Annotated in this window: 13 protein-coding genes; 6 read left to right on the top strand and 7 right to left on the bottom strand. The window is 58.9% G+C overall.

Annotated elements, in window-relative coordinates:
* The first annotated feature begins 151 nt into the window (after positions 1-151).
* The gene (gene mtnK / locus R0J87_RS04640) at positions 152-1414 is read left to right on the top strand and encodes an S-methyl-5-thioribose kinase (RefSeq protein WP_498884635.1); all 1263 of its coding nucleotides are present in this window, start codon (positions 152-154) and stop codon (positions 1412-1414) included.
* Between the two features lie 83 nt (positions 1415-1497).
* On the opposite strand, the gene R0J87_RS04635 is transcribed toward mtnK, so the two are convergent.
* The 3 genes from R0J87_RS04635 to mtnB are packed head-to-tail and all read right to left on the bottom strand — an operon-like array spanning position 1498 to position 3357.
* Positions 1498-2046 carry a 1,2-dihydroxy-3-keto-5-methylthiopentene dioxygenase gene (locus tag R0J87_RS04635; RefSeq protein WP_498884633.1) on the bottom strand — a complete coding sequence of 183 codons (549 nt, stop codon included), beginning with the start codon at positions 2044-2046 and terminating at the stop codon, positions 1498-1500.
* Positions 2047-2083: 37 nt separating this feature from the next.
* The gene (gene mtnC, locus R0J87_RS04630; RefSeq protein ID WP_498884631.1) at positions 2084-2770 is read right to left on the bottom strand and encodes an acireductone synthase; all 687 of its coding nucleotides are present in this window, start codon (positions 2768-2770) and stop codon (positions 2084-2086) included.
* Positions 2767-3357, bottom strand: a complete 591-nt coding sequence (gene mtnB / locus R0J87_RS04625; protein WP_498884629.1) for a methylthioribulose 1-phosphate dehydratase — start codon at positions 3355-3357, stop codon at positions 2767-2769. The genes mtnC and mtnB overlap by 4 nt, the downstream gene beginning before the upstream one ends.
* Before the next feature lie 104 nt (positions 3358-3461).
* On the opposite strand from mtnB, the gene mtnA reads away from it, so the two are divergent.
* Positions 3462-4481, top strand: coding sequence for an S-methyl-5-thioribose-1-phosphate isomerase (gene mtnA, locus R0J87_RS04620; RefSeq protein ID WP_305947753.1), 1020 nt, complete (start codon positions 3462-3464; stop codon positions 4479-4481).
* Here the strand turns inward: mtnA and recQ are convergent.
* The 3 genes from recQ to R0J87_RS04605 form a co-directional block, all read right to left on the bottom strand.
* Positions 4478-6598, bottom strand: coding sequence for a DNA helicase RecQ (recQ, locus tag R0J87_RS04615; RefSeq protein WP_498884626.1), 2121 nt, complete (start codon positions 6596-6598; stop codon positions 4478-4480). The two genes, mtnA and recQ, sit on opposite strands and share 4 nt — an antisense overlap.
* 93 nt (positions 6599-6691) lie before the next feature.
* A complete protein-coding gene (locus R0J87_RS04610; protein ID WP_404464181.1) occupies positions 6692-7207 on the bottom strand; it encodes a P-loop NTPase family protein in 516 nt (171 codons plus the stop codon).
* Positions 7208-7335: 128 nt separating this feature from the next.
* Positions 7336-8754 (bottom strand): sigma-54 interaction domain-containing protein, encoded by a 1419-nt coding sequence (locus R0J87_RS04605; protein WP_498884624.1) that lies wholly within the window; start codon positions 8752-8754, stop codon positions 7336-7338.
* Positions 8755-9005: 251 nt separating this feature from the next.
* Here R0J87_RS04605 and speB point away from each other — a divergent pair, with 251 nt between their 5' ends.
* From speB to R0J87_RS04585, 4 genes are all read left to right on the top strand, one after another.
* The gene (speB, locus tag R0J87_RS04600) at positions 9006-9956 is read left to right on the top strand and encodes an agmatinase (protein ID WP_404464177.1); all 951 of its coding nucleotides are present in this window, start codon (positions 9006-9008) and stop codon (positions 9954-9956) included.
* A gap of 142 nt (positions 9957-10098) precedes the next feature.
* Complete coding sequence (locus R0J87_RS04595; protein ID WP_404464176.1) at positions 10099-11481, top strand: YjiH family protein; 1383 nt, start codon at positions 10099-10101, stop codon at positions 11479-11481.
* 10 nt (positions 11482-11491) lie between these two features.
* A complete protein-coding gene (locus R0J87_RS04590) occupies positions 11492-13120 on the top strand; it encodes a 5-guanidino-2-oxopentanoate decarboxylase (RefSeq protein ID WP_498884622.1) in 1629 nt (542 codons plus the stop codon).
* A 9-nt stretch (positions 13121-13129) separates the two neighbouring features.
* Positions 13130-14575 (top strand): aldehyde dehydrogenase family protein, encoded by a 1446-nt coding sequence (locus R0J87_RS04585; RefSeq protein ID WP_498884620.1) that lies wholly within the window; start codon positions 13130-13132, stop codon positions 14573-14575.
* 67 nt (positions 14576-14642) lie between these two features.
* On the opposite strand, the gene R0J87_RS04580 is transcribed toward R0J87_RS04585, so the two are convergent.
* Entirely contained in the window at positions 14643-15584 is a 942-nt protein-coding gene (locus R0J87_RS04580; protein WP_498884619.1) for an exopolyphosphatase, read from the bottom strand.
* Positions 15585-15777 lie beyond the last annotated feature (193 nt).

The following is a 15777-nucleotide window of genomic DNA, read 5'->3' as shown; positions in this document are numbered from 1 at the left end:
ACTATAAATCTGCTACAAGAGTTATCCATAGGCGTTGCATTGTTTAACATTCTCCTCGTTATGAGGCTTTACGTGGCCAGAGGTGGAAGTGAATTTGACAACCATTACTGGGTATGACAAACACACATCCATTTTGTGTGAGGAATCATCGGTGACAGACGAGCAGAGCTATCAAGCGTTGGGAGTGGATACCCTTAGCCAGCGGCTAGGCGGTGTGGAGGCCGTCGCCAGCCGCGTGGGCGGCAACCCCGCCGAGTGGCAAATCCGTGAAGTGGGCGATGGCAACCTCAACTTGGTGTTTATCGTGACGGGCAGCATTGGCAGCGTGGTGGTCAAGCAGGCGCTGCCCTATGTGCGCATGGTAGGCGAGAGCTGGCCGCTGCCGCTTTATCGCGCTCACTTCGAGTATTACGCCTTAGTGCGTCAAGCCACTCGGGCGCCCGGCGTGGCCCCCGAGGTGTACTACTTCGATAAGCCCCAGGCATTGATCGTGATGGAGTACCTGCACCCCCATGTGATTCTGCGGCGCAAGCTGATCAGCGGCGAACGCGTGGCGGAGCTGGGCGCTACTCTGGGTGAGTTTTGCGCACGCACGGCGTTTCGCGGCTCTGAGCTCTCCATGGCAAGCCCGGATAAGAAAGCTGATGTCGGGTTGTTCTCCGGCAACGTGGCGATTCCGGCGATCACCGAATCCTTGGTGTTTACCGACCCCTACTACGGCGCGGAGATGAACCGTCACACGCCCGAGCTATCGCCCGTGGTGGACGAGCTGCGCCGCAACGCCCGCCTGAAAGCCAAGGTGCAGCGGCTGCTGATGAAGTTCACCGCAAACACCGAGACCATGCTGCACGGCGACCTGCACTCCGGCTCCATCATGGCCACCGACACCAGCGTGCGCGTCATCGACCCCGAATTTTCTCAATACGGCCCGATGGCGTTCGACTTGGGCATGGCGGTAGCCAACTTCTTCATGGCCTACTTTAGCCAGCCCGCCCACCGCCAAGGAGGTGACCTGGACGCCTATCAAGCGTGGATTTTAGAAGTGATCACCGATTGCTTTACCCGTTTCGATGAGGAGTTTCGCCACCTCTGGCAAACCGAGCGCACCGGCATTCTGTTCCCCAGAGCGTTGTTTGAAGAGCAGGGCAACAGCGCCGACGACGCCTGCGACGCGCTGCTGGAAGAGATCCGTGAAGATGCGCTGGCCTACTGCGGCATCGAAATGCACCGCCGCGTGCTGTCGCTGGCCCACAATGCCGACTTCGAAGAGATCGAAGACACCGCCCTGCGCGCCAAGCTGGAAGCACGCAACGTGCTGATGGGCCAAGCGCTGATCATGGAGCCGCAAGCTTACTGCGATCTCAATGCGCTGGTAGAGCTGGCCAAAACGTTTAACCAGAAAGCGGTGTTGTAAGCGCACACAAAAGAGGCCGCGTTAGTGTACAAGCGCTAACGCGGCCTCCTACTATTCACTACTTGCGATTGACGACTCACACGTTAAAGCTGATCCAAACGATCAAATTTCCCGGCGATGTCGCTTTCGGTCCAGTGGGGCACCCAGCCTTCTACGTTGTCGAAGAAGCGCAGCGCGGTGAATTCCGGTTCTGGGCCCATATCGAACCAGTGCGGGGTATTGGCAGGCACGCTGATCAGGTCGTTGCGGGTGCAGAGCACCTGATACACCTTTTCGTCGATGTGCAGGCAGAACAGCCCCTGGCCCTTCACGAAAAAGCGCACTTCGTCTTCATGGTGGCGGTGCTCGTTCAAGAACTTCTGACGCATCGCCTCTTTGTCTGGGTGGGTGGGCACCATGTGCAGCACGTCGACGGTTTGGTAGCCGCCCTTGGCTTTGACGCGGTCGATGTCCTCCTGATAGAGCGCCAGAATCTCCTCCTGGGTGGCATCATCGGCAATCTCGCCCGGCGCTGCCCAGCGCTCAAATAGAACGCCTACCCGGTTCAGCTCAGCGGCAATTTGTTCGCCGTCCGTGGTGTCCAGCAGCGCATCATTAGGATGTTGATCGGCAAAGACTTTCAGTTGGGACATAAAGACGCTCCTAAGAGATAAGGGGTGAACGTAGCCGTTAAAGGGCAATGTCAGCAAAGCTTTCGACACAGGCGTGTGCAGTGCCCGCCTGAGTACCTTCGCGCACGAGCTGTAAGGTTTGCATACCCGCCTGCTTGGCCGCATCCAGCTCTTCGACCACATCCGACAGGAACAGTATCGACTCTGCAGGTAGATCGAGCGCCTCGACAATGCGCTGATAGGCCATGGCCTCGCGCTTATGGCCAATGTGCGTGTCGAAGTAGCCGCTGAACAGCGGGGTCAAATTACCCTCATCGCTGTAGCCAAACAGCAGTTTCTGCGCCTGCACCGAGCCTGACGAGTACACATACAGCGCCACGCCTGCGGCCTGCCACTGGCGCAGCGCCGGGGCCACATCCGCGTATAAATGGCCGGTGAAGTCGCCGCGCTGGTAACCGTCGGCCCACACCATGCCCTGCAGGGCTTTGAGTGGAGTCACTTTCTGGTCGGTGTCGATCCAATGCAACAGCGTAGCAATGACCGCTTCCAGCGTGGCGTCGGCGTCCTGCATGTTATGGCGCACGGAGTCGATCTGCTCGGCCACCGCGGGTGCTTCTGCGTTTTCGCGCAGAAAGTCAGGCAGCTTGGCGTAGGCATAGGGGAACAGCACTTTGTGAACGAAATTGATATCGGTGGTGGTACCTTCGATATCGGTCACGATGGCGCGAACGGTCGGGTTGCTCATTGGGTCCACCGGCTCTCTTCCAGTACACAGTCAAGTAAAAATTCGATTGCTTCCAGGTGGCGGCGGCAACTGGCGATACTGTTGCCCACGGCGTAAATACCGTGGCCCGCGACCAAAAAGCCCCAGGGCATCGGCCAGCCCTGGCGAACGTGCTTGGCTAACTCCTCCATATCCTGGGAGTTAGGCACCACCGGCAAAAGAATCGTCGCATCATGCGTCACGTTACCCGCCAACGCTTTTTGCATCTCAAAGCCGCTTAGCTCAATGCCTTTGGGAAAGCGCCGCGATAGCACGGTGCTGGCGACGGTATGGGTGTGCAGCACGCAGTGGATGCTTGGGTCTAGCCGGTACAGCGCGGCGTGTAGGTCACTTTCAGCGCTGGGTTTGCCGTTGCCTTCCAGCACGCGGCCTTCCAGGTCACACAGCAGCAGGTCATCCGCCTGGATACGGGTTTTATCCCGCCCGGAGGCGGTGACTAAATAGCCCGCCTCGGTACGCGCAGAAAAGTTGCCGCCGGTGGCGGGCGTCCAGCCTTGCTGCGCCGCCCAGGAGATGGCGTCCAGCAGTTCGGTGTGTAAGGTGTTCATCGGGTCAGCATCGCCTCGTCTAGTGGCGGCCATTCTATATGATAAGCTTCGCGCCTGATAAGCCGTGCCGCTGTTCTGCTTGCCCCATTATCAAGGAGCCCCTCATGGTCAATTTACAGTCACGCAGTTTACGGGTGTATGCCGACTCGCTTGAGTATCTGGACCAAACCCGGCTACCCCAGGCCGAAGAGTGGGTGCGCTGCGACTCCCCTGACGCATGGCAGCACGCGGTTAAACACCTCGCCATTCGCGGCGCGCCGCTGATTGGTTTGAGCGCTGCTTTCGTGCTGGCCCAGTACGCCGCTCGCCATCCCGAATCCGAGTGGCAAGCCGTCAGCGACCGCTTGCGGGCGACGCGCCCCACGGCAGTGAACCTGATGTACTGCCTGGACGCCATGGAAGCCTGTTTTGCCCAGGGCGCTGACGCCCTGGCCGAACGAGCCAAAGCGCTGTTTGAAGAGGACCGCGCGCTGTGCCAACGCATGGCCGAGCGGGGTGCCGACCTGCTGGCATCCGGCGACCGCGTGCTGACCCACTGCAACACCGGTGCGCTGGCCACGGCCGGTGTGGGCACCGCGATTGGCGCGTTGGCCATCGCCAAACAGCGCGGCATCGACCTGCATGTCTATGTCGATGAAACCCGTCCGCTGCTCCAGGGTGGGCGTTTAACCGCGTGGGAAATGGCCGATTTAGGCATTCCTTACCAGCTAATCACCGACAGCATGGCGGCCAGCTTAATGGCGGCGGGCAAGGTGGATAAAGTGATGGTCGGCGCGGACCGTATCTGCGCCAACGGCGACTTTGCTAACAAAGTGGGCACCTACATGCTGGCGGTGGCGGCGCACTACCATCAGGTGCCGTTCTACGTGGTCGCCCCCTACACCACGGTCGACCCCGCCTGCGCGACCGGCGCGGCAATCCCCATCGAGCAGCGCGATGGCGCGGAAGTGCGCGGAGCCGCAGGCGCGTTTGGCGAGGTGGTGTGGGCACCGAGCGATGCACCGGTGTGGAACCCAGCCTTCGACGTGACGCCCGCCAAGCTGGTTACCGCCTGGATTCTGGATACCGGCGTATTCGACTCAGCGGCGATTGCACGGGGCGAGCATCTGCGGGGATGGCGCTAACTCTTAGCAGCCATGGAGGCCCGCACGCAGTGTAGAACCGGGTAATCAATACGGCCTTCCAGCGCTTCAAACACCACTTTCAACCCCTGGCCGGGAAACTGCTCAAAAGCCGCGCGAATCTGCGCCAGGGTCGCTGGGTCCAGGTTGACCACCTCTTCCAGTGCCAGCTCGCCGCCTTGAATGGCATCGCTTAAATGGCGGTACACGGTATTGGCGGCCAGCCCGCGCTGCTCGGCGACCTGTTCCGGCGTTAGCCCTTGGCGCAGTAGCGCGGCAGATTCAAGAGCGCTGCTGCCCACAGGGGCGCTAGCGGCAGGCTCATCAGGATGCGCCAGAACCACCGCCAGAAAGCCTTCGCCATAATCCTCCAGCTTGCGTGCGCCGATGCCCGAGATGGTGCCCAGCGCCTGCAGCGTTTGCGGCTTTTGCTCTACCAGCTCGGCCAGGGTGGCGTCGTTGAAAATGACGTAGGCGGGTACGCCCTGGGCGTCGGCAAGCGCCTTGCGATGCTGGCGCAGCGCTTCCCACAGCGCACCGTGGCCCTTGGCAGCGGAGGCGCCCTTACTGCTGCGCCGCGCGGGCTTGCTGGGTTTGCGCAGGGTGAGACTCTGCTCGCCGCGCAGTATGGGCTTGGCGTTGGCGGTGAGCTTGATGCCGCCATGGCCCTCCATATCCACGCTCAAATAGCCGCTGGCGATCAGCTGGCGAAACAGCGCTTTCCACTCGCTGGCGGTGAGCTCTTTGCCAATGCCGAACGTACTCAAACTGTCATGACCGAAGCGGCTGATACGTTTGTTGCGCTTGCCCAGCAGTACATCCACCAGATACGTCACGCCGAAGCGCTGTTCGGTGCGGTAGACACACGACAGCGCCTTCTGCGCAGCCACCGTGGCCTCCCAGGTGTCAGGCGGGGTGAGGCAGTTATCGCAGTTGCCGCAGGGTTCGTCTAATGAATCGCCGAAGTAGTGGAGCAGCGCCTGACGGCGGCAGCTAATGATCTCGCAGAGCCCCAGCATGGCGTCGAGCTTCTGCTGTTCGATGCGCTTTTGCTGGTCGGCGGCACCGGAATCCTGCTGCATCTGGCGCAGAGTGATCACGTCCTGAAGCCCGTAGGCCATCCAGGCATCGGCGGGCAGCCCGTCGCGTCCGGCGCGGCCGGTTTCCTGATAGTAGGCTTCGATGCTTTTGGGCAGGTTGAGGTGCGCCACAAAGCGCACGTCGGGTTTGTCGATGCCCATGCCGAAAGCGATGGTGGCGACGATCACCACGCCGTCTTCGCGCAGAAAGCGGGTTTGGTGCTGCTGGCGCTGCTCGGCGGGCAGCCCAGCGTGGTAGGGCAGCGCGGTGAGCCCCTGGCGTGCCAGCCAAGCGGCGGTCTCCTCCACCTTGCGCCGTGAAAGACAGTAGACGATGCCCGCCTCACCGTCGTGATGCTCACGGATAAAGCCCAGCAGCTGCTCTTTGGCATTGCCCTGATTTTCAGCGATATGGTAGCGAATGTTGGGTCGGTCGAAGCCGTTGTTGTAGAGCGCGGCTTCCTGAAGCTGCAGATGCTCCATGATGTCGTGCCGCGTAGGTACGTCTGCGGTGGCGGTGAGCGCGATGCGCGGCACGTCAGGAAAGCGCTGGTGCAAGTGAGAAAGCTGGCGATACTCGGGGCGGAAATCGTGCCCCCACTGGGAAACGCAGTGGGCTTCATCGATGGCGAACAGCGCAATGTGGGTCTGCTCCAGCAGCATCTGCATGCGTGCCGTTGCCAGCCGCTCGGGCGCGACGTAGAGAAGATCCAGCTCGCCCGCGCGCAGGCGGTTTTCCACGTCCATCGCCTCATGCATATCGAGGCTGGAGTTGAGGTAGGCGGCGCGCACCCCGTTCTGAATCAGCGCGGCCACCTGATCTTGCATCAACGCGATGAGCGGCGAGACCACAATCGCGGTGCCTTCACGTAGCAGCGCAGGGATCTGATAGCACAGCGATTTACCGCCGCCGGTGGGCATCAGCACCAGCGCATCGCCTCCGGCCATCACATGCTCAATGATGGCCTGCTGCGGGCCTCGAAAGTAGTCGTAGCCAAAGACCTCCTGCAGTACCTTGAGGGCTGCCGAGTCGCCGTGCATCGCTGCTCTCCTTGTCGTGTGCGTGAAGGAGAATTGTCGCACGAAAACTCACGTGAGTTTGGCTAGCGAAAGCAAGTGATCGTCATGACCAAATCAATGTTGGAACGACCCCACCCTTGGCGGTCGGGGAATGCGTCGATCAGGGGCAGAAAGTGCAAAGGCCAACAGCGTATCTTGGCGGGCTCCCTGCGCATCAAAGAGCTGAGCAAGCGCAGGCGTCCACGTAAGCTTGCAGACTTGGTTTTCGATGGGGTGATGACCGTTTAAACGAACGCGCACCACATGAGGTCCAACGGCTACATGCGCCATCGTGTCGCCTTCCCAACGCTCGATGCGGAGTACTTTAGCGGGCATGCCCATCGCTGATGCTGGGTGTAATTCAATCGCGTCGGGGTGCAGGCCTAGATACCCACCGGCGGCCTCTTTGGGCGCGACGGGAAGGGAGGGTTCACCCTCAATCACCGCGCCGTGTTCGCCCTCTATCAGAGGTAAAAAGTTCATGACCCTACTGCCGGTAGCGCTAGCAGCATCTACGCTGTCAGTCTGGTTGCTAAGTGTGCCTTCCTGCACGATATTTCCCTGCTGCATCAAGATGACATGATCTCTCATGCTCAAGGCCTCTGTCTGGTCGTGAGTGGCGTTCGTCGACGCCTTTTCGCGTCGTGTAATGGGATCATGTGATGGCGATGTTGCGGTTGAATGACGCTTATGTGGCAGGCGGGTGACGTGTGGGAGCGTTAATGGGTGATTTTAATGCCATAACGCTGTAGCCGACGCACCACGCTGGACTGGCTGATACCCAGCCGTTTGGCGATGGCATAGGTGCTGGGCAGCGTGTGACACAATGTTTGTAGCGCGTCCCGCTCTAACCGCTCTAGGTACTCTTTCAAGCTTTCGCCTGAGGCGAGCGGTGCCGCTAAAGGTGAGGCAGATACATTCGCCAAGCTGTGGGTATGCTGTTCGGTATAGGCTTGCGTTGCAGGCACTTCAATTTGATCGGTGGGGCTTGAAAGCCAAGCTCTCTCCAGCCAGTTTTCCAGCTCCCTAACATTACCCGGCCAGTCGCTGCCCATGAGCGTCGACCATACTTGATTACCGAGAATTTTCTGCCGACCATAGCGCTGGTTCAGCCGTTTTAGGCACGCTTCCACTAGGTCGGGAATATCCTCACGTCGTTCGCGCAAAGGTGGCAGGGTGACGGGAATGACGTTGAGGCGGTAATAAAGATCCAGACGGAAAAGCCCCGCTTCTACCTGCTTGCCCAAATCCTGATTGGTTGCCACTACCAAGCGAAAATCGACCCGGCGGGAGCGCGTATCACCCAGGCGTGTCAGGCTGCCATCCTGAATGACCTTGAGCAGCTTGGTTTGCATTAACAGCGGCAGCTCGCCGATTTCATCCAGAAACAGCGTGCCGCCTTCGGCCTGCTCTAACAGCCCCGCTTTGCCTTGCCGGGCTGCACCGCTGAAGGCGCCAGGCTGATAGCCAAACATTTCGGACTCAAACAGATTTTCCGGGATTGCCGCGCAGTTCACTTCAATAAATGGGCCGTCGCAGCGCTGGCTCCAGCGGTGTAGCTGTTTGGCGAACGCGGTCTTGCCGACGCCGGATTCGCCGAGCATCAGGACGTTGGCATCCGATGGCGCGACACGCTTGAGCAGCAGGGCAATTTCGCGCATCACATGGCTTCTGACCTGCAGGTTATCCAGCGCGTCATCCAACGCTTGCTCTTCGGCATCGGGCGCGGCTTGGCTGCGTTTTAAGTGCTCGCTAAAGCGTTTTTGCAGCAGGGCGTACTCGTCCTGCAGAAGCTGTAAGTCGGTGAGGTCTCTCGAGCGGCTGATAATGCGCTCTAGCTTGCCGTTGACGAACACCGGGTAGGCTTCTGCGATGACGCGGCGGCCTGTGCCGGTGATTTGCATCAACTGGGCAGGTTGGCGGGTGCGCATCACTTCTACGGTAATGGAGGGCTTTAAAACGCCGGCCGCCTGCAGTTGCTGAACGCTGCTGGAAAGCAGCTCCTCCCGCGATACGCCGTACACCGCCTCGGCACCGGGGCTGATATCCATAATCTGACCGTCGCCACTGACAATAAAGAAGTGGTCATTCGCGGTTTCCACAATGGTTTGCAGTACGCGCCTGTCGATTTCACTCATGCGTCTCTCCTTTGTCTACCGCCGCCGCTTTTATATCGTTGGATGAACAGAATGATGCAAAGATGACTCGTTGATTCATTTTTGCATCGTTTCATCGGCTATTCGATTCATTTTTGCATCGACAAAGCAGGAAACCTACCTATTTATCAGCGCGGGTAACTTGGCATGGTCTGTGCAGTACCTGTGTATGAGCGGTATGAGCTAGATAAATCAGCCGTCAGGCTGGCCACAATAAATCCAAGGAGAGAACGATGTCGGACTTTAATCAGCCGCTAGGCGGCAACACCATGCCGCGCTTTGCAGGGCCTGCCACCATGATGCGCCTGCCCACGCAAGAGAGTGCTGAAGGGCTGGATGCGGCGTTTATCGGTATACCCATGGATATCGGTACATCGAACCGCCCGGGTACGCGCCTAGGGCCACGCCAGATTCGCGATGAGTCGCGCATGTTGCGCCCTTATAACATGGCAACAGGTGCCGCGCCGTTTGAAAGCCTGCAGGTAGCCGATATCGGCGATGTGCCCATCAACACCTTTCACCTGCCGAAAAGCGTCGACATCATCACCGCCTTCTATGACGACGTGCTCAAGCACGACTGCATTCCGCTGACGCTGGGCGGCGAGCACACGCTGACGCTGCCCATTTTGCGTGCCATAGCGAAAAAACATGGCCCGGTGGGGCTGATTCATATTGATGCCCACGCGGATGTGAACGAGCACATGTTTGGCGAACCCATTGCGCACGGCACGCCGTTCCGCCGTGCCCAGGAGGAAGGGTTACTCGCCCATAACAAGGTCGTGCAAATTGGCCTGCGCGGGACCGGTTACGCCCCTGAAGATTTCGACTGGTGCCGCGAGCAGGGTTTCCGCGTGGTACCTGCTGAGGAGTGTTGGCACCGCTCGCTCGCTCCGCTGATGGCGGAAGTGCGCGAACAAATGGGCGATATTCCGGTGTATATCAGTTTTGATATTGACGGCTTAGACCCCTCTGTTGCCCCCGGCACCGGCACCGTGGAAATGGGCGGCCTAACCTCTGCCCAAGGCTTGGAAATTGTGCGCGGTGCCGCGGGCTTGAACATTGTAGGCGGGGACTTGGTAGAGGTATCGCCACCTTATGACCCCAGCGGCAATACGGCGCTGATGGGTGCCACGCTGCTGTATGAAATGCTCTGCGTCCTGCCTGGCGTCAAGCGTAACGCGTAACGCCTAAACCTAGCATGCACGTGTTCGTGAAAAAGCGCCGACCTAACAAGGCGCAGATGACAAAACATAAGAAGGGGAGCCGCGCTTCCCTTCAGGACGCCGCCAGCCCACCTCCAATAATCACATCCAACAGGTGAACCGTATGTCTTATAGCAATACTCAGTCGGAAGAGCCGACATCGACGGACCCCATACCTAGCCAACACTTCCTGAAGTTTCTGATCCCTTCCATCATTGGGGTATTGCTGTTTTTGGTGCCTTTCCAAATCGGTGACTCGATCAATATTGGTATGGGCATCATGGCGGATGGGCTGCAAACCCTGCTGGGGGGAGCCTTACCCGCTATAGCGATGATTGTGTTGTGCCTGTCAGTGGTCGTGACGCTCTACGTCAAAGTAGCCCAGCCTGCTTGGGCAAAAAGCGGCCCCTTTCACGATATGTTCAATGTGGGCGCGATTTGGATAGCCATGCGGGTATTAGGTGCCATCTTTGTCATCATGACCTTTTTCCAGTTCGGCCCGGAGTTTGTCACCGCGTCGTTTACCGGTGGTGTCATGCTCAATGATTTAGCGCCGGTGCTGCTGACATTTTTCTTCTTTGCTGCCGTCTTGCTGCCGTTTTTGGTCGAATTCGGTTTCATGGAGTTTATCGGTACGCTGGTGCGCAAGCCGTTTCGAGTGATTTTTAATCTGCCGGGTCGCAGTGCTATTGATGCCACGGCTTCGTGGATGGGGTCGGGAACGGTAGGCGTGCTGATTACTGCCCAGCAGTACGAGCAGGGCTACTACAATGGCCGCGAAGCCTCGGTGATTGCGACGAACTTCTCTGTCGCCTCCATTGCTTTTAGCCTGCTGGTGGTTAATTTCGTCAACCTCAACCACCTGTTCGTGCCGTTCTATTTTACCGTCGTTGTGTCGGGCTTAATCGCCGCGGTGATCGTCTCGCGTATTCCGCCGCTGTCGCGTAAATCCGATGAGTACTACGAGCCGGTCGGCTGCCAGTTAAGCGAAGAACGCACCGAAAACGTGGGCCTGTTCCGCTACAGCCTGCTGCAGGCAACCCGCCGCGCGGCTGGCGCACCAGGGCCAAAAGAGCTGGCCCGGTTGGCGCTGCTTAACGTTATCGACATCTTCCTGACGCTGCTGCCGCTGGTGTTTGCGATTGGCACCGTAGCGCTGATTTTGGCCGAGTTCACGCCGCTGTTTACCTGGCTCTCTTACCCCATGGTGCCAGTGCTGGAGCTGCTGCGTATTCCTGAAGCCCAGGCGGCCGCCCCTGCCACACTCGTCGGTTTTGCCGACATGTTCCTGCCAGCGGTGCTGGCGACCAACATTGAAAGCGAGCTGACCCGCTTCGTGATTGCCTGCCTTTCCATGACGCAGCTGGTCTATATGTCGGAGATTGGTGCGCTGCTGCTCAAGTCGAAGATCCCTATCAAGTTCTGGGAACTGGCCGTGGTATTCCTGCTGCGCACGGCGATTACGCTGCCGATCATCGCCTTTATGGCCCACACGTTTTTCTTCTAAGGGGCCGGGTATGAACGAGTCAACGACAATGACCTGCGCCGACCTGTTGATCCACCTGCTGCGCGATACCTACGGCGTGCGCGCACTGTTCGGCATTCCCGGTGTGCACACGGTGGAGCTGTACCGTGGCCTGGAAGGCAGTGAGGTAGACCATATCACCCCGCGCCATGAACAGGGGGCGGGGTTTATGGCCGATGGCTATGCCCGTGCCAGCGGTCAGCCAGGTGTGTGTTTAATTATCACCGGGCCGGGGATGACCAACATTGCCACCGCCATGGGCCAAGCCCTGGCGGACTCCATCCCCATGCTGGTGATCTCTAGTGTCAACCGTCGCGATACCTTGGGCTTAGGCCAGGGGCGGTTGCACGAACTGCCCAGCCAACAGCAGATGATCAGCGGTGTGGCGCGCTTTAGCCACACGTTGCTGGATGCCGGCACGCTACCCGAGGTGTTGGCCCGCGCCTTTGCCGTTTTCAACGGAGCGCGCCCAGGCCCAGTGCATATCGAAATCCCTATCGATCTGTTTAATGCGCCCGTCAGTGTTCCGACTAGCTGGCAAGCGCCCACGCTGTACCGCGCGGCTCCCGACCCAGAAGGGCTGGCCGAAGCGGCTCGGCTACTCACGGCGGCGAAACAGCCTCTGTTGCTGTTGGGCGGTGGCTGTGTGTCGGCGCCTGACGCCGCGCGAGCACTGGTAGAGCAGTTGGATGCCCCCACGGTGACAACCATGAACGCCAAGGGGCTGCTGGGTCGTGATCACCCGCTGGACTTAGGAGCCAATGCTGCTCTGCCCGCCGTGAGGGCACTAGCCGCTAAGGCGGATGTGATTCTGGCAGTAGGAACCGAGTTGGGCGAAACCGACTATGACGTCGTTTTTGACGACGGTTTTCACCTCAACGGCGCGCTGATTCGTATCGACGTTGATCCCGAGCAGCTGGTGCGCAATCAGCGCACCACGCTTGGTTTGGTGGGCGATGCCGGGCGCAGTTTGGAGCTTCTGCTAACGCATTTTTCTGAGCCGCTGAAGCGTCAGGGCGGCGAGCGGACCGCCACTGCTCTGAACGCTTTAGATTTGGCCAACGATCCCGCGTTTAGCGATTTCGTTCCGCTCTATAAAACACTGGCCGACCACTTACCTGACGCCATTCTAGTGGGCGACTCCACCGCCCCGGTGTATGCCGGAAATCACCTCGTCAGCCAGCCTGCGCCGCGCCGCTATTTCAATGCATCCACCGGTTACGGCACCTTGGGTTATGGGCTGCCTGCGGCATTAGGGGCTCAGCTAGCCCGGCCAGATCTACCCGTAGTGGCGCTGGTGGGAGACGGCGGGGTGATGTTTACGCTCTCGGAACTTGCCACCGCTGTGGAAGCCCGCCTGCCCGTGGTCATCGTGCTATGGCATAACGCGGGCTACGAAGAGATCCGCCGCTATATGGATGCCAACGGTGTGGCCCGCCTAGGTGTGGATATTCAAGCGCCCAACTTCCTGACTCTGGCCGAAGGCTTTGGCTGCCCCGGCATGCTGGTCGAGAGCCCCGCTGAGCTTTCCCAGGCACTCGCCAACCGCGTTCCCACCGGGCCGCTACTGATCGAAATTGACGCCGCTGCCTGGCAGCGCGCGTGCTCACTTTCTGACTAGGGGATTCCCATGCAGACACTCAATCATCAGTTTATCAACAACCAGTGGGTTGCATCGAAGGGTACACGGTTGCTCGATGTGATGAATCCTTACCGCGAAGAGCGCATTGCTCAGGTCACCGCAGGAGATGCGGCAGATGTGGATGCTGCTGTTAAAGCTGCCCAGCAGGCCCAACCTGAATGGCAGGCGTTGGGTGGGGCCGCACGTTCCAACTACCTCGATGGGTTTGCTGATGCGCTGGAGTCTCGTCGAGAGGCATTGATCACACTGTCGGTCACCAATAACGGTAAGCCACTGGTGGAAGCAGGTATTGACCTAGACGATGCAATTGCCTGCTACCGCTACTACGCCAAGCAGGCCAAAGCGCTGGATGCCCGGCAAGGGGAGCGGGTCAGTGTCGACATGGAAGGCGTTGAAGCGCGTACGTATCATGACCCGGTTGGGGTAGTGGGGCTGATTGCGCCGTGGAACTTCCCTTTAGTGACCAGTGCTTGGAAGCTGGCATCTGCCCTAGCGGCGGGCTGCACTGCGGTACTTAAACCTTCAGAAGTGACGCCGCTGCCTGAACAAGTGCTAGCGGAGATCGCGCTGGAAATCGGCTTGCCTGCAGGCGTGTTAAATCTGCTCAATGGTGACGGCGAGGGCATCGGTGCGCCGCTGACTAACCACCCTGGCGTGGATAAAATCTCTTTCACCGGCAGTAACCGCGTTGGCGAAGCGGTGATGCAGGCTGCCAGCTCGCGCACGGCGAGCGTATCGCTGGAGCTGGGCGGTAAATCACCCATTTTAGTGATGGAAGATGCGGACCCCGCCCAAGCCGCTGATTGGGTAATGGCGGGTATTTACTTCAACGCCGGCCAGATCTGCTCTGCCACCTCGCGTCTGTTGGTTCACGAAGACGTAGCCGAAGCACTCTACGCTGCGCTTGCCGAACGCATGGATGCGCTGACGCTAGGCGACCCGCTAGCCGAAGGCACCGATTTAGGGCCACTAACCATCGTTAAGCAGCGCGATTCAGTACAGCGCTACCTGGATATTGCCGATCAGGAAGGGCTCACAGTGGTACGCGATGCACAACACCGCATGCTGCCCGCTCAAGGCTACTTCCTAGTACCCACGCTTTACCGCGATGTGCCGGTAGAGAGCCGTTTGTGGAAAGAAGAGATTTTCGGCCCCGTGCTCTGTGGTCGCAGCGTCGCAAGCGAAGCCGAAGCTATTCAGCTTGCCAATGACAGTGACTACGGCCTCGCCGCGACGGTGATCAGCGGCGACCCGGAGCGGGCCAAGCGCATTGGCCGTCAGTTGAAGGCAGGCAGTATTTGGTACAACAGCGAGCAGCTCGTGCTGCCTGAAACCGCTTGGGGCGGCTTCAAGCGTAGCGGTATCGGGCGTGAGTTAGGCCCTTGGGGGCTGAGTGCGTACTTGGAAGTGAAGCATGTGATTGGCGCTGAGTAGCCTGCGTTAACTAAGTAGAGTGGCCGCCAGTAGCGGCCACTCTACTTATGACAGATAAGTACCCGTTTTACCCATCCGCATTAATCTTCTTAACAATCTCCGCCAACGCGCGCTCCGCCTGATCATTATCAACTTGGCAGGTGCCCGCATTCAGGTGGCCGCCGCCACCGTAGCTTAGGCACAGTTCGCCCACGTTGGTGTTGCTGGAGCGGTTGAGGATCGATTTACCAATCGCCAGCACGGTGTTCTGCTGCTTGAGCCCCCACATCACGTGAATCGAGATATTGCAGTCGGGGTACATGGCGTAGATCACAAAGCGGTTGGTGGCGTAGATGGTCTCTTCGTTGCGTAGATCCAGTACTACCACATTGCCGTGCACGGTTGCGCAGCGCTCAATTTGCTCCTTTGCTAACTGCTCATGCTCACGGTAAAGCGTGGTGCGCTCATGCACATCGTCAAGGGCGAGGATTTCATCGATGGTGTGCTCGCGGCAGTAATCGATTAGCTTCATCATCAACTGATAGTTGGAGATGCGGAAGTCGCGGAAGCGGCCCAGGCCGGTGCGGGCGTCCATGATGAAGTTGAGCAGTACCCAGCCCTGCGGGTTGAGAATTTCATCTTTGTTGAACTGGGCAGAGTCGCCTTTATCGACGGCTTCCATCATATCGTCCCAGCGTGCGGGGAAGGCCTCGTGGCCGCCGTAGTACTCCCACACTACGCGGGCAGCGGAAGGGGCGTCTGCATTGATGATGTGGTTGTCGGCACGCTCAACGTTGCGCACGGTTTCGCTTAGGTGGTGGTCGAACGCTAGGTGGCAGCCGGGCACGTAGGGCAGGTTGGTGGTGATGTCGTTGGCATCAATAGCAATCTTGCCATCCTGCATGTCCTTCGGGTGAACGAAGGTGATGTCGTCAATAAGGCCTAAGTGCTTGAGCAGGGCACCGCATACCAAACCATCAAAATCGCTGCGGGTAACTAAACGAAACGTGGATGCTTGTTGGGTAGACATTTATTTTCTCGATACGGTGAACGGTGACCAAAAGATACCAGCAGTTATGTTGGGTTAAAATAAGCCTTTCTAGCCTTGCAACCTTTCTCACCAACGCTTTCGCCCTATGTACCTATTTATTATGCCAAGTTAGCCGCGGTGCGGGGTGGCATGAATCGCTGGGGCTCATGTGCCAAACGTAAACAAGATTTTG

It is taken from the genome of Halomonas sp. SIMBA_159, assembly GCF_046536035.1.
Lineage (GTDB): Bacteria > Pseudomonadota > Gammaproteobacteria > Pseudomonadales > Halomonadaceae > Vreelandella > Vreelandella venusta_A.
This window is presented reverse-complemented; position numbering and strand designations above follow the sequence as displayed.